The 17660-nt window shown below is 68.3% G+C and carries 15 protein-coding genes and 2 tRNA genes; 5 read left to right on the top strand and 12 right to left on the bottom strand.

The features are described 5' to 3' along the window. Positions 1-35: 35 nt before the first annotated feature. Together ACYQ0J_RS02355 and ACYQ0J_RS02360 are read right to left on the bottom strand one after the other, a co-directional pair. A complete protein-coding gene (locus ACYQ0J_RS02355) occupies positions 36-524 on the bottom strand; it encodes a DsrE family protein (protein WP_460170586.1) in 489 nt (162 codons plus the stop codon). A gap of 83 nt (positions 525-607) precedes the next feature. Continuing rightward, positions 608-838, bottom strand: coding sequence for a hypothetical protein (locus ACYQ0J_RS02360; RefSeq protein ID WP_460170587.1), 231 nt, complete (start codon positions 836-838; stop codon positions 608-610). Positions 839-860: 22 nt separating this feature from the next. On the opposite strand from ACYQ0J_RS02360, the gene recO reads away from it, so the two are divergent. Next, positions 861-1529, top strand: a complete 669-nt coding sequence (recO, locus tag ACYQ0J_RS02365; protein WP_460170588.1) for a DNA repair protein RecO — start codon at positions 861-863, stop codon at positions 1527-1529. On the opposite strand, the gene greA is transcribed toward recO, so the two are convergent. Genes greA through ACYQ0J_RS02380 form a run of 3 tightly spaced genes read right to left on the bottom strand, consistent with a single transcriptional unit; the run spans position 1524 to position 4716 of the window. Then, entirely contained in the window at positions 1524-1994 is a 471-nt protein-coding gene (greA, locus tag ACYQ0J_RS02370; RefSeq protein ID WP_460170589.1) for a transcription elongation factor GreA, read from the bottom strand. The genes recO and greA overlap by 6 nt on opposite strands. Positions 1995-2050: 56 nt before the next feature. Next, entirely contained in the window at positions 2051-2797 is a 747-nt protein-coding gene (locus tag ACYQ0J_RS02375; protein WP_460170590.1) for an aminotransferase class IV, read from the bottom strand. 56 nt (positions 2798-2853) lie between these two features. Then, positions 2854-4716, bottom strand: a complete 1863-nt coding sequence (locus ACYQ0J_RS02380) for a chorismate-binding protein (RefSeq protein ID WP_460170591.1) — start codon at positions 4714-4716, stop codon at positions 2854-2856. 24 nt (positions 4717-4740) lie between these two features. Here ACYQ0J_RS02380 and ACYQ0J_RS02385 point away from each other — a divergent pair, with 24 nt between their 5' ends. After that, positions 4741-5262 (top strand): Uma2 family endonuclease, encoded by a 522-nt coding sequence (locus tag ACYQ0J_RS02385; protein ID WP_460170592.1) that lies wholly within the window; start codon positions 4741-4743, stop codon positions 5260-5262. Here the strand turns inward: ACYQ0J_RS02385 and metH are convergent. Continuing rightward, complete coding sequence (metH, locus tag ACYQ0J_RS02390) at positions 5259-8816, bottom strand: methionine synthase (RefSeq protein WP_460170593.1); 3558 nt, start codon at positions 8814-8816, stop codon at positions 5259-5261. The genes ACYQ0J_RS02385 and metH overlap by 4 nt on opposite strands. A gap of 42 nt (positions 8817-8858) precedes the next feature. Between metH and ACYQ0J_RS02395 the strand changes: the two genes are divergently transcribed. Continuing rightward, positions 8859-10379: a nicotinate phosphoribosyltransferase gene (locus ACYQ0J_RS02395; RefSeq protein WP_460170594.1), complete on the top strand. Its 1521-nt coding sequence runs from the start codon at positions 8859-8861 to the stop codon at positions 10377-10379. A gap of 38 nt (positions 10380-10417) precedes the next feature. Here the strand turns inward: ACYQ0J_RS02395 and clpX are convergent, their stop codons facing one another. From clpX to ACYQ0J_RS02425, 6 genes are all read right to left on the bottom strand, one after another. Then, on the bottom strand, positions 10418-11611 hold the full coding sequence (gene clpX, locus ACYQ0J_RS02400; RefSeq protein WP_460170595.1) for an ATP-dependent Clp protease ATP-binding subunit ClpX: 1194 nt from the start codon (positions 11609-11611) through the stop codon (positions 10418-10420). After that, positions 11598-12182, bottom strand: coding sequence for an ATP-dependent Clp endopeptidase proteolytic subunit ClpP (gene clpP, locus ACYQ0J_RS02405; protein WP_460170596.1), 585 nt, complete (start codon positions 12180-12182; stop codon positions 11598-11600). The genes clpX and clpP overlap by 14 nt, the downstream gene beginning before the upstream one ends. Positions 12183-12241: 59 nt before the next feature. Next, positions 12242-13456 (bottom strand): trigger factor, encoded by a 1215-nt coding sequence (gene tig / locus ACYQ0J_RS02410; protein WP_460170597.1) that lies wholly within the window; start codon positions 13454-13456, stop codon positions 12242-12244. A gap of 40 nt (positions 13457-13496) precedes the next feature. Further along, positions 13497-13581: transfer RNA gene (locus ACYQ0J_RS02415), tRNA-Leu, on the bottom strand. Positions 13582-13634: 53 nt separating this feature from the next. Next, positions 13635-13711: transfer RNA gene (locus tag ACYQ0J_RS02420), tRNA-His, on the bottom strand. Positions 13712-13739: 28 nt separating this feature from the next. Beyond that, positions 13740-14024 (bottom strand): rhodanese-like domain-containing protein, encoded by a 285-nt coding sequence (locus ACYQ0J_RS02425; RefSeq protein ID WP_460170598.1) that lies wholly within the window; start codon positions 14022-14024, stop codon positions 13740-13742. A 134-nt stretch (positions 14025-14158) separates the two neighbouring features. Between ACYQ0J_RS02425 and carB the strand changes: the two genes are divergently transcribed. Both carB and ACYQ0J_RS02435 read left to right on the top strand, forming a co-directional pair. Then, positions 14159-17269 carry a carbamoyl-phosphate synthase large subunit gene (gene carB / locus ACYQ0J_RS02430; protein ID WP_460170599.1) on the top strand — a complete coding sequence of 1037 codons (3111 nt, stop codon included), beginning with the start codon at positions 14159-14161 and terminating at the stop codon, positions 17267-17269. Beyond that, positions 17266-17595, top strand: coding sequence for a cyclic-di-AMP receptor (locus ACYQ0J_RS02435; protein ID WP_093007449.1), 330 nt, complete (start codon positions 17266-17268; stop codon positions 17593-17595). The genes carB and ACYQ0J_RS02435 overlap by 4 nt, the downstream gene beginning before the upstream one ends. The last annotated feature ends 65 nt before the right edge of the window (positions 17596-17660 follow it).

Genomic DNA, 17660 nt, shown 5'->3' on the forward strand with positions numbered 1-17660 from the left:
GGGCATTATACGCACCCCCAGGGGCCCCGGGAGGTTCACCCTACCTTGATGTAGGCATACCCCTTAGCCTGGAGTTCCCCCAAGGCACCCACCCCAGAGGGCACCCACTTGAGGAAGTCCTCGGGGCGGAGCTTGTCCTTGGGGATGTTGTTGCGGCTGAAGGTGATCTCGCAGAGGTAGTACTCCACCCCCAGCTGGGCCAGCTGTTTCACGCGGCTAAAGAGGGCCTCCCGGTCGTACTGGGCCGAAGCCCAGGGCGTGCCCTCCAGGTCCTTCAGGAAGAACTGCACCCCCGCCCCGTGGGCCACCACCACGATCTTGATCTTGAAGGGATCGTTGTCGTAGACGGACAGGTGGTTGCTGATGTTGGTGAGCATCTGCCCGAAGCGGCCCGGGTCACCGAAGTCCAGGTGATAGACCACGGCTATGGGGGTCTCCTTTTTGAACTCCCGGTACTCCACCCGCTCGTTGGCCTGGGCGCGGAGTAAAGCGCCCGCCCCGAGAAGCGCGCTCAGCCTGAACAAGAACCGGCGGTCAATGGGTCCCATCCCTTCCCCCTTTCGGTCAGAAAGGAGGGTATACCCTTTTGCCATAAGGTGTCAAGGGTTTAGGCGTTCCGCTTTTGCAAGAAGTAGACCACCCCGTAGCCGATCCCCGCCAGGATGAGGAGGGGAATAGCGTACTGGAGAAGCTTCCAGATAAGCCCGGAGAGGGCTAGAAGAACCTTGCCCAAGAAGGTGAAGACCCACCCTCCCACAAAGAGGGCGAGCAGGACCCCCACCACCACCAAAAGGCCCAGGACCACCCACTCCAGGATGTCGCGCAGGCTCCGTTCCATGCCTCCAGCATACACTGGAAAGGTGGAGCGCTACCGCCTGGAGGAGGGCATCGTGGTGGGGCGGCGAGCCCTACCGCAGGGCGACTTGCTCCTCCGCTTCCTGACCCCAAAGGGGAGCCTCGAGGCCGTGGCCAAGAAGGGCCTGCGCCCCTCGGGCCGCTCGGGGCGGCTCTCCCTCTTCCACCACGTGCGCTTCCAGGTGTACGCCAAGGAGGGTAAGGCGGAGGGCCTGCCCACCCTCACCCAGGTGGAGCTCCTGGGCAGGCTCCACGGCCTGGAGGAGCCCCGGCGCTTCCTCCTCGCCTCCTTTCTGGCCGAACTCGCCTACCGCCTGGCCTCCCCGGAGGCGGCCCCCAGGCTCTACCCCGTCTTCGTCTCCGGCCTGAGGGGCATCGCCAAGTGGGAAAACCCCCTCCTTCCCCTGGTCTGGGCGGGCTGGCGGGTGGTGAAGGCGGGGGGGCTCGCCCCAAGCCTCCTGGGCCAAGGCCTCCACCTGCAGGGGGGGCGCCTGGGAGGGGAAGGGGTTTACCTGGGGGAGAAGGGGGTGGAAGCCCTCAGGGCCATCCTCCACCTCCCTGGGGGAGAGGCCCTACCCTACCTGGAAGCGGCGCCTTTGGATCGCCTCTTCCTGGCCCTCAAGGCGCACGCCGAGGAGACCGTGGGCCCCTTGCGCACCGCCTCCGCCCTATAGGGGCCTGATCTCCAGGATGGTGTAGACCTGGGCCCCCCGTTTGCCGCGGATCTCCACCACATCCCCCACCTTCTTGCCCAGAAGGGCCTGGCCCAGGGGGGACTCGTCGGAGATCTTGCCGCTGAAGATGTCGGCCTCGTGGCTGCCCACGATGGCCAGGGAAAGCCTCTCCCCGGCCTCGGTCTCCAGCTCCACCTGGCAACCCAGGGCCACCTGGTCGTAGGAGCCGTTTCCCTCCACCACCACCGCCCGGGCGAGGAGGTCCTCCAGCTGGGCGATCCGGGCCTCGTTCTGCCACATGGCCCGCCGGGCCTCGTCGTAGCCTGCGTTCTCCCTGAGGTCCCCTTCCTCCAGGGCCTGTTCAAAGTCGGCGGAGATCTCCTGCCGCTTGGTGGTCTTAAGGTGGTGGAGCTCCTCCTGAAGGCGCCTGTAGCCTTCCGGGGTGAGGTAGACCGGTTTCTTCATCCCTTCCCTCCGCGTAAAAAGGGGCACCAGCCCAAGGCGCTGGGCTGGAGGTACCGCTACTTAGTATAGCAGCCGGGAAGGAACGCCTGGACCAGGGGAAGAAGCTCCTGGGGGAGGAAGCCCGCCGGCAAGAGGCCCACGCCGCTTCCCGCCAGGAGAAGGGTGCCCTGAAGCCCCTCCGGGCGCAGAAGAACCCGCTCCACCCGGAGGCCCAAGCCCCGGGCGGCCTCCGCCACCTTCTCCCGGGTGATCCCCTCGAGGCCCCCCTCCAGGAGGTAGAGCGTCCCCTCCCGGAAGAGCAGGGGGCTCGTGCGGCTCCCGTCCACCACGTGGCCGAAGGCGTCCAAGAGGAGCCCTTCAAAAGCCCCCTCCTTCCGGGCCTCCTCCAGGGCCAGGCGGTAGGGGAGGTAGTTCCCCGTCTTGTACCGGGCGAGGTCGGGGTGGACCCGGTAGCCCGTGAGCCGGACCCGGACCCCCTCCCGGTAGAGGGAAGGGGGCAAGGGGGCGTAGGGCCTCGCCTCGGAGAGCCACACCCCCTCCCCCACGGTGAGGCGGAGGCGGAGGCAAGGAGAGTCGGGAAAGGCGGCAAGCAGGGCCTCCACCTCCTCCACAAAGACCCGATCCCCGGGGTAAGGGAGCCCCAAGGCCAGGGCGTGGCGGCGCAGGCGGAAAAGGTGCTCTTCAAGCCAAAGGGGCCTTCCCCCTTCCGCCCTTAAGGTGGTGAAGACGCTCGCCCCGTGGTAGACGAGGCTTTCCGGCAACTCCTCCCCAAAAGGCCTGCCCCGGAGCAAGACCCGCCGCATGCCCCATTTTCCCCCCAAGCCCCCGCCAAGGGCCAGGCCCCGTCGCCGGCGTGGTATTAACCCGTTTCCAGGAACCGCGCCAATAGCTCCATCCCCCAGGGGGAGAGGATGCTTTCCGGATGGAACTGCACCCCGTAGGCCCGCCTCCCGTCCCAGATGGCCATGGGCACCCCCGCTTCCGTCCAGGCGAGGAGCCTGAGGGCGGGGGGAAGCCGCCTCAGGGCCAGGGAGTGGTAGCGGGCGAAGGGCAGGGGGTTGGGAAAGCCCCGGAAGAGGGCCTCGCCCCCGTGGAAGACGGCGTGGGCCTCCCCGTGCACGGGGCTTTCCCGGTAGAGCTCCGCCCCCAGGGCCACCCCCAGGGCCTGGTGGCCCAGGCAGACCCCCAGGAAGGGGATGCCCTCCGCCAGGGCCCGCGCCGTCCACTCCAAGACCCGGCCTGCGGTAAAGGGGTCCTTGGGCCCAGGGCCCACCAGGAGGTGGGTGAAGCCCTTGAGGTCCGGCTCCTCCTCCTGGTCCACCACCAAGACCTCGGCCCCCAGGGCGCGGAGGTAGTCCACGAGGTTGTAGGAGAAGGAGTCCCGGTTCTCCAGGAAGAGGACGCGGGCCCCAAGGCGCCGGGGCGGGGGAGGCGGGCTCCAGGCGGAGGTGGGCCTGGGGGGAAGGGGCCTCTGCCCCGGGCTTCCCCGCTCCAGGGCGAGAAGGAGGCTTTGGGCCTTGTGGAGGGTCTCCGCGTACTCCTCTTCCGCCTCCGAGGCGATGACGATCCCCGCCCCCGCGGAGAAGAGGACCTCCTCCCCCACCCTTTGGAAGGAGCGGATGAGGATGTTGAAATCCGCCCCCCGCCCCGAGACGTACCCCAGGCTCCCCGTGTAGGCTCCCCGGGGGACGGGCTCCAGGTCCCTTATGGCCTCCATCACCGTCCCCTTGGGGGCCCCGGTGATGGTCCCCCCGGGGAAGAGGGCGGCGAAGACCTCCCCCAGGGAGGCCCCGGTGAGGCCCTCCACCTCGGAGACCAGGTGCATCACGTGGGCGTAGCGCTCCACGGTGAAAAGCTCCCGCACCCGCACCGTACCCGGGCGGGCCGCCCGGGCGAGGTCGTTGCGCAGGAGGTCCACCAGCATGGCGTGCTCCGCCCGCTCCTTGGGGGAGGAAAGGAGCTCCCGTTCCAGGGCCAGGTCCTCCGCCTCCGTCCTCCCCCTGGGCCGCGTGCCCGCGATGGGGCGGGCCAGGACCCGGGCCCCCACCTTCTGGAAGAGCCTTTCGGGGCTCCCCGAGACCACCGCCCACCCCTCCCCCTCCAGTAGCCCCATGAAGGGGGAGGGGTTCAGGGCGCGAAGCCGGGCGTAGAGGAGGAGGGGGTCCACGGGGCCTAGGAGGCGGAAGCGGTGGGAGAGGTTCACCTGGTAGACCACCCCGGCCCGGATCCTCTCCTGCACCTCCCGCACCCCCCTCAGGAAAGCCTCCCGGGGAAAGTCCGAGACCAGGGGCCAGCCCGGGACGGGCGGGGGCACGTGGGGGAGGGGCCGCAAGGGGAAGGAGGGGGCCTGCACGAGCCTTCCCTCCAGGAGGGCATACCCCTCCGGGTAGTAATAGAAGAAGGCCTCGGGGAGGCCAGGGAGGGGCTTGTGGGCGGGAAGCCCCAGGTGGCGGGCGAACTCGTAGGCGAAAAACCCGATCCAGGCGGGGAAGAAGCCCTTGCCCAGACCCCTTTCCAGGTAGCGGAAGACCTCCCGGGCCTCCCCCACCCGCCTGCCGTCCAGGTAGAGCCTCCCCTCCCAGACCTCGAGGCGGTGCCAAGGCCTTACCCCCAGGAGGGAAAGCCGGGAAAAGGGCGCCCTCGGCCCCAAGGACTCCAGGAGGGCGGGCCTCAGACCCGAGCGCCTGGCGGCGTGGTAAAGCCCAAGCAGACCCCCTGCCACGGGGGCAGTATATTGAGGGCAAGGATGGTCAAGCACCGCTTCACCGTGGAGGCCTACCGCAAGGCCTACGAGGCCGGGGCTTTACCTGAGCAGGTGGAGCTTCTGGAAGGGGAAGTTTATGCCGTGTCGCCCATGGGGAAAAGGCACCGCCTCTACGTGATGCACCTGGACCGGCTCTTCCAAAAGGCCCTGGGAAGCGAGGCCGTGGTCATGGTGCGGTGTCCCCTCCTCCTCTCCGAGACCTCCGAACCCGTGCCCGATCTCGTCCTCCTGCGCCCGCCCCTGGAGGCCTACCGGGAGAGGGACCCGGGGCCGGAAGACGCCTTTTTGGTGGTGGAGGTGGCCGAGACCACCCTGGTCCAGGACCGCGCCCTCAAGCTTCCCCTCTACCAAAAGGCGGGCATCCCCGAGGTCTGGATCGTCAACCTGCTGGAGGAAGCGCTGGAAAGCTACGCCTTCCCCCACTACCTCCCCGAGCGCTACCCCAAGGGGGAAAAGGTGGCCCCCAAGGCCTTTCCTAGGAAGAAGCTCGCCTGGTGGGTTTAGTCCACGCTAAAGTAGCGGGCCTCGGGGTGGTGGACCACGAGGGCGCTGGTGGCGTGCTCCGGGTCCAGCTGGAAGTTCTCCGTGAGGCGCACCCCCACCCGGTGGAAGCCCATGAGCCGGTCCAGCTTGGCCTGGTCGGCGAGGTCCGGGCAGGCGGGGTAGCCGAAGGAGTAGCGGGCCCCCTGGTAGCCCTGCTGGAAGAGCTTCTGGACCTCGGTAGCGTCCTTGTGGGCGATGCCCCACATCTGCCGCATCCTTTTGTGCCAGTACTCCGCCAGGGCCTCGGTCATCTCCACGCTGAAGCCGTGGACGAAGAGATAGTCCTGGTAGGCCCCGGACTCAAAGAGGGCCTTGGCCTTTTGGGAAGGGGCCTCCCCCATGGTGACGAGCTGGACCCCGAGGACGTCCCGGGCCCCCGCTTGGAAGGCCTCCTTGGGCATCCAGGCCGCCTCGTCCCCCAAGGGCGGGGCGAAGCGCGGGCGGAAGTAGTCCACGAGGCTTAGCCCCCCGCCCTTCTGCCGGGGGAAGCGGAAGCTCGTTAGGACCTCCCCCGTCTCCGGAGAGAAGACGAGAAGCTCCTCCCCCTCCCGGGCCACGGGGAAGAAGCCGTAAAGCACCTGCGGCCTGAGCCAGCCCTCCTCCTCGGCTTCCTTCAAGAGCCTCCGGAAGACGGGCTCCGCCTCCCGCGCCACCAGGGCCTGCCACGCCTCCCGGGAAAGCCCTTTCCGGCTGTAGCCCCACTGGCCCCGGTAGAGGGCGAGCTTGTTCACGTAGTGGGCGATGGTGGGAAGGTCCAAGCCCTCCTCCACCCGCACCCCGAAGAAGGGGGGCCTGGGAACAGCGGGGGCCTCCCCCACGGGCCGGGGGCGGGGGGCCACCTTGGGGGCCTCCCTCTTGGGCTTTGGGGAAGCCTTTCGGGTGAGCTCGGGAGGGGCGTGGCCCGTGAGCTCCTCCATGAGCCTCAGGCCCTCAAAGGCGTCCTCCGCGTAGTAGACGTTGGGGTAGACGGCCCTTAGCTCCTCCACGTAGCTTCGGGTAAGGGCGGCCCCGCCCAGGATCACGGGGAGGGTATAGCCCCTATCCCGCATATACTCCAGGTTCTCCTTCATCACCTGGGTGCTCTTCACCAGGAGGCCGGACATGCCCAGGGCGTGGGGCCTGTGCGCCTCCACCGCCTTGAGCATCTCCTCGATGGGCACCTTGATCCCCAGGTTCACCACCTGGTAGCCGTTGTTGCTGAGGATGATGTCCACCAGGTTCTTGCCGATGTCGTGCACGTCCCCCTTCACCGTGGCGAGGACCATCTTCCCCTTGCCCTCCCCCTTCTTCTCCATGTGGGGCTCCAGGTGGGCCACCGCCCGCTTCATCACCTCGGCGGCCTGGAGGACGAAGGGGAGCTGCATCTTCCCCGCCCCGAAAAGCTCCCCCACCTCCTTCATCCCCGCGAGGAGGGGGCCGTTGATGAGGTCCAGGGGCTTGTGCCCCGCCTTCAGGGCCTCCTCCAGGTCGGCCTCGAGGCCCCCCTTCCTCCCCTCCACCACGCGGCGCCTGAGCCTTTCCAGAAGGGGAAGGGCCAAGAAGGCGTCCTCCTTGGCCGCCACGTCCTCCTTGTGGGCCTCGAAGTAGGCCATGAAGGCGAGGAGGGGGTCGTACCCCTCCTTGCGGCGGTCGTAGATGAGGTCCAGGGCCAGGGCGTAGGCCTCCTCGGGGATCTGGCTTATGGGGAGGATCTTCCCCGCGTCCACGATGGCGGCGGTGAGGCCCCTTTTCCTCGCCTCGTCCAGGAATACGGAGTTGAGGACGCGCCTCGCCCGGGGCCTGAGCCCGAAGGAGACGTTGGAAACCCCGAGGATAAACCCCACCCCGGGAAGCCTCTCCCTTAGCTCCTCTATGGCCAGGAGGGTCTCCTTGGCCAGGGGGCGGCTCTCCTCGTCCCCTTGGGTGATGGGGAAGGTGAGGAGGTCAAAGAGGAGGTCCTCGGGGCGGAGGCCGTGGTGCTCCGTGAGGCGCTGGTACATGCGGAGGGCCACCCCCACCTTCTCCTCCCGGGTCTTGGCCATGCCCCGCTCGTCAATGGTGAGGACCACCAAGGCGGCCCCGTGGGCCTTGGCCAGGGAGGCCACCCGGTCAAACTTCTCCAGGCCATCCTCCAGGTTGGCGGAGTTCAGGAGGAGCCTTCCCGGGAGGTACTTGAGGGCAAGCTCCATGGCCTCCGGGGAGGTGGAGTCCACCATGAGGGGGGCGGTGACCGCGGTGGCGAGGTGGGGGAGGAGCCACTTGAGGTCCTGAAGCTCATCCCGCCCCGTCCAGGCCACGCTGAGGTCCAAGGCGTGGGCCCCCTCCTCCACCTGCTCCCGGGCGAGGGCGAGGATGCCCTCGAGGTCGCGGGCGAAGAGCATCTCCCGGAAGCGCTTGCTCCCCGTGGCGTTCAAGCGCTCCCCCACCAGGAAGACGCTCGCCTCCTGCCTCAAGGCCACCGCCTGGTAAAGGGAGGCCACCTGGGGGGGGAAGTCTTCTTTTCGCCTGGGGGCGGGAAGGCCCCGCACCGCCTCGGCCACCTTCTTGATGTGCTCGGGCCCCGTGCCGCAGCACCCCCCCACCGCGTTCACCCCGTACTCCAGGACGAACTTGCGGTGCCACTGGGCGAGCTCCCCGGGGGTGAGGTCGTAGACCACCCTTCCCCCCTCGTTCCGGGGGAGGCCGGCGTTGGGCAGGCAGGAGACGAAGCGGGTGGCGTTTTCGGCGAAGTAACGGATCTTGGCGTCCATCAGGTCGGGGCCGGTGGCGCAGTTCATGCCCACCACGTCCACGGGAAGGCTCTCCAGGGCGGCGAGGGCCGCCTGCTCGTCCGAGCCCACCAGCATGGTGCCCGTGGCCTCTATGGTCACCTGCACCTGGAGGGGCACCTCCCGCCCCACCTCGGCCATGGCCTCCCGCACCGCCAAGACGGCGCAGCGCACCTGGAGGAGGTCCTGGGCGGTCTCCAGGAGGATGAGGTCCACCCCGCCCCTGAGAAGCCCCCTCGCCGCCTCCTTGTAGGCCCGGTAGAGCTCGTCCCAGGTGATCTGGCCCAGGGAGATGAGCTTGGTCCCCGGCCCCAAGGCCCCCGCCACGAAGGCCCCGTGGGCCTCCGCCGCCTCCCGGGCGATTCTGGCCCCGAGGAAGGCCAGCTCCTCGGCCTCGTCCTCCAGGCCGTATTCCGCCAGGACGTGCCTTAAGGCCCCGAAGGTGTTGGTCTCTATGACCTCGGCCCCGGCCTCCAGGTAGGCCAGGTGGATCTCCCGCACCACCTCGGGCCGGGTGCGGTTTAACACCTCGGGGCAGCCGAAGTAGGCCTCCCCCCCGTAGTCCTCCGGGCCGAGGTCCCTTTTCTGCAGCTCCGTGCCCATGGCCCCGTCGAAGACCAGGGGCCGCTCCATGAGGGCCTTTAGGTAGGGGAACTTCCGGGCGCGGGCCTCCTTGTTGTAGCCGAGGCGCACCAAGGGCGCCTCCCCCCACCCCGCCCCTCCCAGGTGGTGGCGGCAACCGGGGCTACAGGTGTGGACCTCCACCATATCCCGCTAGTTTAGCGAAAAGGAGGGGGCTATGCTAGGCCCATGGACCCCTTCGGCATCCTCTACACCGACCTCTACCAGCTCACCATGGGCCAGGTCTACTTCCGCCTGGGGCTCCACGAGAAGGAGGCCCTCTTTGAGGCCTTCTACCGGAAAAACCCCGACTACGGGGCCCACCAGGCGGGCTACACGGTCTTCGCCGGCCTGGATCCCCTCCTCTCCTGGATGGAAAGCGTCCGCTTCGGCGAGGAGGAACTGGCCGCCCTCAGGGCCCTCAAGAGCCGGAGCGGGAAACCCCTCTTCGCTGAGGACTACCTCCGCTATCTGAAGGAGGTGGGGGGCTTCCAGGGCCTCACCCTAAGGGCCCTCCCCGAGGGCCGGGTGGCCCACCCCCAGGTGCCCCTGGTGAGCGCGGAAGGCCCCCTCCTCCAGGCCCAGCTCCTGGAGACCGCCCTCTTGAACCGCATCAACCACGAGACCCTCATCGCCACCAAGGCGAGCCGGGTGCGGGAGGCGGCGGGGGAGGCCTTGGTCTTGGAGTTTGGCCTGAGGCGGGCCCCGGGCAAGGGCGGGGAGGGCGCCACCCGGGCGAGCCTCATCGGGGGGGCGAACCGGAGTAGCGCCGTAAGCCTCTCCCACCTCCTGGGCCTCCCCTCCTCCGGCACCCACGCCCACAGCCTGGTGCAGGCCTTTCTCGCCCTGGGCTACGGGGAGGAAGACGCCTTCCAGGCCTTCGCCGAAGTCTTCCCCGACGACACCATCCTCCTTTTGGACACGGTGGACACCCTCCACTCCGGCCTCCCCCACGCCATCCGGGTCTTCGAGCGCCTGCGGCGTAAGGGGCACCGCCCCGTGGGGGTGCGCATCGACTCCGGGGACCTGGCCTACCTGGCCATCCAGGTGGCCAAGGAGCTGGACAAGGCGGGGTTCCCCGAGGCCCTCATCGTCCTCTCCGGGGACCTGGACGAGCTCGTCATCTGGCAGATCAAAAGCCAGATCCTGGAGGAAGCCCCCCGCTACGGGGTGGATCCGGAGGGCCTCCTTAGACGCCTGGTCTACGGGGTGGGCACCAAGATGGTGGTCTCCTGGGGGTACCCGGCCCTAGGTGGGGTCTACAAGCTGGTGGCCATCCGGGAGAACGGCACCTGGGCCCCCGCCATCAAGATCTCGGACTCCCTGGAAAAGATCCTGAACCCAGGGCACAAGAAGGTCTACCGGGTCTACGACCAAAGGGGCCTGGCCACCGCCGACCTCCTCGCCACCCACGAGGAGGAGGTGCGGGAGGATCGCCCCCTCTGCCTCCGCCACCCCACGGACCCCACCAAGCGGCGCACCTTAAGGCCCGGGGAGTTCCGCTTAGAACCCCTCCTGGAAGAGGTCTACCGGGGGAAGCGGCTCTTTCCCCCCCTGGCCCTGGAGGAACTCCAAAGGCGCCGCCAGCAGGACGTGGCGCGCCTGGACCCCGGGGTGCGCCGCCTGGTGAACCCCCACGTGTACCACGTCTCCCTTACGGAAAGGCTCTTCGCCCTCAAGGAGGAGCTGGTGCGAAGGCTAGAGGGCTAAGCCCCAGGACACCCCTTTTGGGGGCCCCACCCCGGCGCCTAGGAGGCCTGCCTTAGCTTGGCCTCCTCGAGGGCCCGCAAGGGGTTATCCAGGTGGGGGAGGTCAAAGACGAGCTCCCTCACCCCGCTTCCGGGGGCCTCAAACATGAGGTCCACCATGGCCTTCTCCAGGATGGCCCTAAGACCCCTCGCCCCCGTGCCCCGCTTGAGGGCCCGCCTCGCCACCTCCTTCAGGGCCGCCTGGGTGAAGCGGAGCTCAATCCCCTCCATGCGCAAGAGCTCCTGGTACTGCTTCACCAGGGCGTTCTTGGGCTCGGTGAGGATGCGCACCAGGTCGTCCTCCGTCAGGGGATGGAGCTGGACGATGAGGGGCGCCCGGCCCACAAACTCGGGGATCATACCAAACTTGACCAGGTCCTCGGGGATGACCTCCAGGGGCTCCTCCTTGGCCTTGGTGCGGGTGAAGCCGATGGCGGTGCGCTCGGTGCGGGCCTTCACGATGTTCTCCAGCCCCTCAAAGGCCCCGCCCAGGATGAAGAGGATGTTTTTCGTGTTCACCGGGATGAACTCCTGGTGGGGGTGCTTCCGGCCGCCCTGGGGAGGCACGTTGGCGATGGTGCCCTCGATGATCTTGAGGAGGGCCTGCTGCACCCCCTCCCCGGAGACGTCCCGGGTGAGGGAGGGGTTCTCCGACTTGCGGGCGATCTTGTCGATCTCGTCTATGTAGACGATGCCCATCTCCGCCCGCTCCACGTCGAAGTCCGCGTTCTGCAGGAGGCGGAGGAGGACGTTCTCCACGTCCTCCCCCACGTACCCCGCCTCGGTGAGGGTGGTGGCGTCCGCGATGGCAAAGGGCACGTCCAGGAAGCGGGCCAGGGTCTCGGCCAGGAGGGTTTTGCCCGTGCCCGTGGGCCCGATGAGGAGGATGTTGGCCTTGCCGATCTCCGCCTCGGGGTGGAGGAGGCGCTTGTAGTGGTTGTAGACGGCCACGGAGAGGGCCCTCTTGGCCACCTCCTGGCCCACCACGTACTGGTCCAGGTGGGCCTTGATCTCCTGGGGCCGGGGGAGGCGGCTTGGGCCTTTGGGGGTGCGGGGCTCCTGGCGGAGGAGCTCTATGGCCCGCTCCACGCAGTCCTCGCAGATGTAGACCTCGTCGATGGGGCTCTCCAAGAGGCGGCCCGTCTCCGGGGGCCGGAGGCCGCAGAAGCTGCAAAAGGGCTTAGGCTTCCTCACGGGTCACCACCTGGTCGATGAGGCCGTACTCCAGGGCCTCCTGGGCGGAGAGGTAGTAGTCCCGGTCCGTGTCCTTCTCCACCTTCTCCAGGGGCTGGCCGGTGTGCCGGGCCAGGATCTCGTTCAGGAGCTTCTTGGCCTTCAAGATCTCCTGGGCCTGGATGGCGATGTCGCTGGCCGTGCCCCGTACCCCGCCCCAGGGTTGGTGGATCATCACCTTGGAGTGGGGCAGGGCGTAACGCCTTCCCTTCTCCCCCGCCGCCAGAATGACCGCGGCCATGCTGGCGGCCATGCCGATGACGATGGTGGACACGGGGGCGCGCACAAACTGCATGGTGTCGTAGATAGCAAGCCCAGCGTCCACCTCCCCCCCGGGCGAGTTGATGTAGAGGCGGATCTCCTGGTTGGGGTTCTGGGCGTCCAGGAAGAGGAGCTGGGCCACGATGGTGTTGGCCACCTGGGCGTCTATGGGGGTGCCCAGGAAGATGATGCGGTCCTTGAGGAGGCGGGAGTAGATGTCGTAGACCCGCTCGCCGCGGGCGGTCTGCTCTATGACGTAGGGTATGACCATACCAGTCCCCATTGTAGCGGCAAGCCCAGGGGGAACACCCCCCTGGGCCACCAAGCGGCTTAGAGGAGTTTGGCCACCGCTTCCCGGAGGGCCTTGTCCTGGAGGTAGGCGGCCCTGAGGCGCCCCAGGCCCCGCTCCCCCAGGGTGCGCTTCAGCTCCTGGAGGGACTGGCCAGAGGAGCGGGCCACCGCCTGGAGGTAGGCCTGCCACTCCTCCTCCGAGACCTCGGGCTTGAGCTCCTCCGCCAGGCGCTCCTTGGCCAGGGAGCGCCTCACCCGCTTCAGGGCCTCCCCCCTGAGCTCCTCCTGGAACTTCCCGAGCTCGCCCCGCTCCTCCAAGGCCTTGAGGTAGGCCTCGAGGGCGATGCCCTGCCGGGCCAGATCCTCCGCTAGGTGCTCCAGGAGGTGGTGCTCCTCCGCCTCCACCATGGAGGGGGGGATCTCCGCCTCGAGCCCCTCCGCCAGCTTCTCCAGGAAGGCCCGCTCCCGGGCCTCCTGGTACTGGGCCTCTGCCTGGCGCCGCAGGCTCTCCCGCACCTTGGCCCTCAGGTCCTCCAGGCTTTCCGCCTCGAGGGTCTTGGCGAACTCCTCGTCCAGCTCGGGGAGCTCTAGGGCCTTGACCTCCAAGACCTCCGTCCTCACCTCCCGCACCTTCTCGCCCTTTTCGTTCAGGACGGGAACCATGACCACGTCCCCCGCCCGCTTGCCGAGGAGGGCTTCCCGCACGTGGGGCAGGGCCTTGGCGAGGTCTATGGGGAACTCCGCCCCCTCCTCCGTGCGCACGAAGACGTGGTCCTTCTCCTGGGCCTCCCGCTCCACGGGGACGAGCTCGGCGTAGCGGTGGCGGAGCTCCTCCAGGGCCCTATCCACCATCTCCTCCGTGACCGCAGGGGGCTCCACCTCCAGGGCGAAGCTTTGCCAGTCGGGAAGCCTCACCTCCGGGTAGTTCTCCACCTCGGCCACGTAGCGGAAGCCCTCCCCCTCCTTGAGCTCCTCCTCCACCACCCGGGCGGCCACGGGCAGAAGCCCAAGCTCCCGCACCGCCTGCGGGTAGGTGGCCTCCACCAGGCGCTCCTTGAGGTCGGCCAGAAGCTCCTCCCGCCCCAGGCGGGCCTCCACCACCTTCAGGGGCGCCTTTCCCGGGCGAAAGCCCGGAACCCGCACCCGCTTGGCCACGTCCCGCAGGAGCGCCTCGTAGCTCCTCCGTACCTCCTCCGCGGGCACCTCCACGCGGACCTTCACCAAGTATCCGGAACGCTCCAGGATCTCCGCCACGCCTCACCTCTCGCTTCGGGGGGCAAGAGCCCCGCCCGGCTGGTGCGAGGAGCGGGACTTGAACCCGCACGGGTTACCCCACCGGATCCTAAGTCCGGCGCGTCTACCGGTTCCGCCATCCTCGCAAGGGAGGGCGGGGCCCTCCTCTAAAATACCACCCCTTTCGGGGTGGCGGTTTTGGGGTGAGCGATGGGACTTGAACCCACGACCCCCGGATCCACAGTCCGGTGCTCTGACCAGCTGAGCTACGCTCACCACGCTCAGCATCCGCCATTCTAAGGAGCTAGTTGCCCTCCGTCAAGGCCTGGAGGCCGCCCTCCAGGCTCATGGCCTCGTACCCCTCGGCCTCCAGGTAGAGGGCCGCCACCTGGCTCAGGAGGCCCTTCTCGCATACCAGGAGGAGGGGCTCCCGGGGCAGGCCGTGCTCTCCCTTTTGAATCTTCTCCAAGGGTACCCACTCCGCGGGGAAGGGCAGGGGCGTGGTCCTCCGGTCCGGAGGCCGCACGTCCACCACCCTCACCCCCTGCTGGAGGAGGGCCGGGAGTTCCTCGGGGCGCACCTTGCGCATGGCCTGAGTATAGCGCGGGCCCGCCCCAGGGCATCTGCAATATTATGCGCACCAAACCGGCCTCTTCGCATAAGTTCGCCGCAACGCCTTGGCGCCCCCCCGCGCTTGTGCTAAGCTCAACCCTCGGGTACGCGATGCCGCCGAGAAGAGACCTCAGAAAGATCCTCATCATCGGTTCAGGGCCCATCACCATCGGGCAGGCCGCGGAGTTCGACTACTCGGGAACCCAGGCGGTAAAGGCCCTGAGGGGGGCAGGATACGAGGCCATCCTGGTCAACTCCAACCCCGCCACCATCATGACCGACCCGGAGCTGGCCGAGCGCACCTACGTGGAGCCCCTCACCCTGGAGTTTTTGGAGAAGGTGATCGCCAAGGAGGCCCCGGACGCCCTCCTGCCCACCCTAGGGGGGCAGACCGCCTTGAACCTCTCCATGGCCCTCCACGAGGAAGGGGTGCTCGCCCGCCACGGGGTGGAGCTCATCGGGGCCAAGGCGGAGGCCATCAAAAAGGGGGAAGACCGGGAGGAGTTCCAGAGGGCCATGCGCAGGATCGGCCTCGAGGTGCCCCGGGGGAGCATGGTGGCCAGCGTGGAGGAGGGGCTCCACTTCGCCCGGGAGGTGGGCTATCCCGTGGTGGTCCGCCCCTCCTTCACCCTGGGGGGCACGGGGGGCGGCATCGCCAGGAACGAGGCGGAGCTCGTGGAGGTGCTGGGGCGGGGCCTCCTCCTCTCCCCGGTGCACACCGCCTTGGTGGAGGAGTCCGTGCTGGGCTGGAAGGAGTTTGAGCTGGAGGTGATGCGGGACCACGCGGACACCGTGGTCATCATCACCAGCATCGAGAACGTGGACCCCATGGGGGTGCACACGGGGGACTCCATCACCGTGGCCCCGGCCCAGACCCTCTCCGACACCGAGTACCAGAGGATGCGGGACGCGGCCAAGGCGGTGATCCGGGAGATCGGGGTGGACACCGGGGGCTCCAACATCCAGTTCGCCGTGAACCCCAAGACGGGGCGGCAGGTGGTCATCGAGATGAACCCCCGGGTCTCCCGCTCCTCGGCCCTCGCCTCCAAGGCCACGGGCTTCCCCATCGCCAAGATCGCCGCCCTCCTCGCGGTGGGCTACCGCCTGGACGAGCTTCCCAACGACATCACCCGCAAGACCCCCGCCTCCTTTGAGCCCACCATCGACTACGTGGTGGTGAAGATCCCCCGCTTCGCCTTCGAGAAGTTCAGGGACCTCCCCAACACCCTCGGGGAGCTAAGGGACGAGCTTTCCACCCAGATGCGGTCGGTGGGGGAGGTGATGGCCATGGGCCGCACCTTCAAGGAAGCCCTCATGAAGGCCCTTAGGGGCCTGGAGCGGGACGTGAAGGCCCTCGCCGGGGTCAAGACGGAGGCGCTGGAGGGGAAGCTCTACCCCAACCCCGACCGCATCTACGCCGTCCTGGAACTCCTCCGGCGGGGAATGCCCGTGGAGGAGCTCCACCAGGCCACTCACATAGACCCCTGGTTCCTCCACCAGATGAAGGAGCTGGTGGAGGCCGAGGAGTGGCTCAAAACCCACCCCCCCAAGGACCGGGAGGACTACCGCTACTACAAGGGCTTGGGCCTCAGCGACCGGAGGATGGGGGAGCTTTTGGGGAAGGAGGAAAAGGCGGTGCGGGCCGAGAGGAAGGCCTTAGGGGTGGTGCCCGTCTACAAGACCGTGGACACCTGCGCCGCCGAGTTCGAGGCCCACACCCCCTACCACTACTCCACCTACGAGCTGGAGGACGAGGTCTGGGCCACCGCCAAGCCCAAGGTGGTGATCCTGGGCTCGGGCCCCATAAGGATCGGCCAGGGGGTGGAGTTCGACTACGCCACGGTCCACGCGGTCTGGGCCCTGAAGGAGGCGGGGTTTGAGACCATCATGGTGAACTCCAACCCCGAGACCGTCTCCACCGACTACGACACCGCCGACCGCCTCTACTTTGAGCCCTTGACCCTGGAAGACGTCCTGAACCTGGTGGAACACGAAAAGCCCCTGGGGGTCATCGCCACCCTGGGGGGCCAGACCCCCTTGAAGCTCGCTAAGGGGCTGGAGGAGGCGGGGGTTAGGCTCCTCGGTACCCCCTTCTCCGCCATCCACCAGGCGGAGGACCGGGAAGCGTTCCATCGCCTGTGCCAAAGGCTGGGGATCCCCACGCCCGAGGGCCGGGTGGCCCAGACCCCGGAGGAGGCCCTGCGGCTCGCGGAAGCGGTGGGCTATCCCCTCTTGGCCCGGCCCAGCTACGTGCTGGGCGGGCGGGCCATGCAGGTGGTGCGGGACGAGGCGGAGCTCGTGCGCTACCTGGAGGAGGTCTACGCCCCCCTGGAGGAAAAGCCCTCCATCCTCCTGGACCGCTACCTGGAAGGGGCCCTGGAGCTGGACGTGGACGCCCTTGCGGACGGGGAGGAGGTGATGATCGCCGGGGTTATGGAGCACGTGGAGCGGGCCGGGGTCCACTCCGGGGACTCGGCCACGGTGCTTCCCCCCGTGCACCTCCCGCCAGGGGCGCTGGCCAAGGTGAAGGACTACACCCGCCGCCTGGCCCTGGCCCTGGGGGTTCGGGGGCTTTTGAACGTGCAGTACGCGGTGCTGGGGGAGGAGGTGTACATCCTGGAGGCGAACCCCCGCGCCTCCCGCACGGTGCCCTTCGTCTCTAAGGCCATCGGCGTCCCTTTGGCCAAGCTGGCCGCCCTCATCGCCGTGGGCAAGACGCTTAGGGAGCTTGGGGTGCGGGACCTGGACCCCGTCCCCCCCTACTACGCGGTCAAGGAGGTGGTGATCCCCTGGATCAAGTTCCCCGGGGTCATCCCGGTGCTTGGCCCGGAGATGCGCTCCACCGGGGAGAGCATGGGGATAGACGAGGACCCCTACCTGGCCTACTACAAGGCGGAGCTCGGGGCCGGGCAGAGGCTACCCCTCCAGGGCCGGGTGCGCTTCATCGCGGAGGGCCTCCCCCCGGGGGAGGAGGCGCGGGCCGAGGAGGTGAAGCAGGCCTACCTGGTAGCGGGCTTCACCCTTGCGGAAGGGGAGTATGACCTCCTCATCAGCCCTGTACCCCACCCCGAGCTAAGGCGGGCGGTGGAGCGGGGGCTTCCCTTCATCACCACCCTGGAAGGCGCCTGGTGGAGCCTCAAGGCCATCCTCCGCGCCCGGGAGAAGCCCCTCGGGGTCTTGAGCCTCCAGGAGTGGCACGGGGTGTACAATGGGCTCCAATGAAGCTCATCGTGGCCATCGTGCAGGACACGGACGCCCCCGGGCTCACCAAGGCCCTTCTGGAGCGGGGCCTGCAGTCCACCAAGCTGGCCTCCACGGGCGGCTTCCTGCGGGAGGGGAACACCACCTTGCTCATCGGCCTCGAGGACGAGCGGGTGCCCGAGGTCCTGGACCTCATCCGGGAGAAGTGCCGCACCCGCACCCGCCTGGTCACCCGGGGCCTTCCCCTCTCCGAGGCCCCCGACCCCTTCCTGGCCCAGCCGGTGGAGGTTCAGGTGGGCGGGGCCGTGGTCTTCGTCCTGCCGGTGGAAGGCTTCTTCAAGGTATGAGGGCCCTCTGGCGCCTGCCCCCTCTGGGCCTCGGCCGGGTGCTGGACTCCCTGGGGCCCGCCCGC

This window comes from Thermus sp. FJN-A (genome assembly GCF_054655095.1).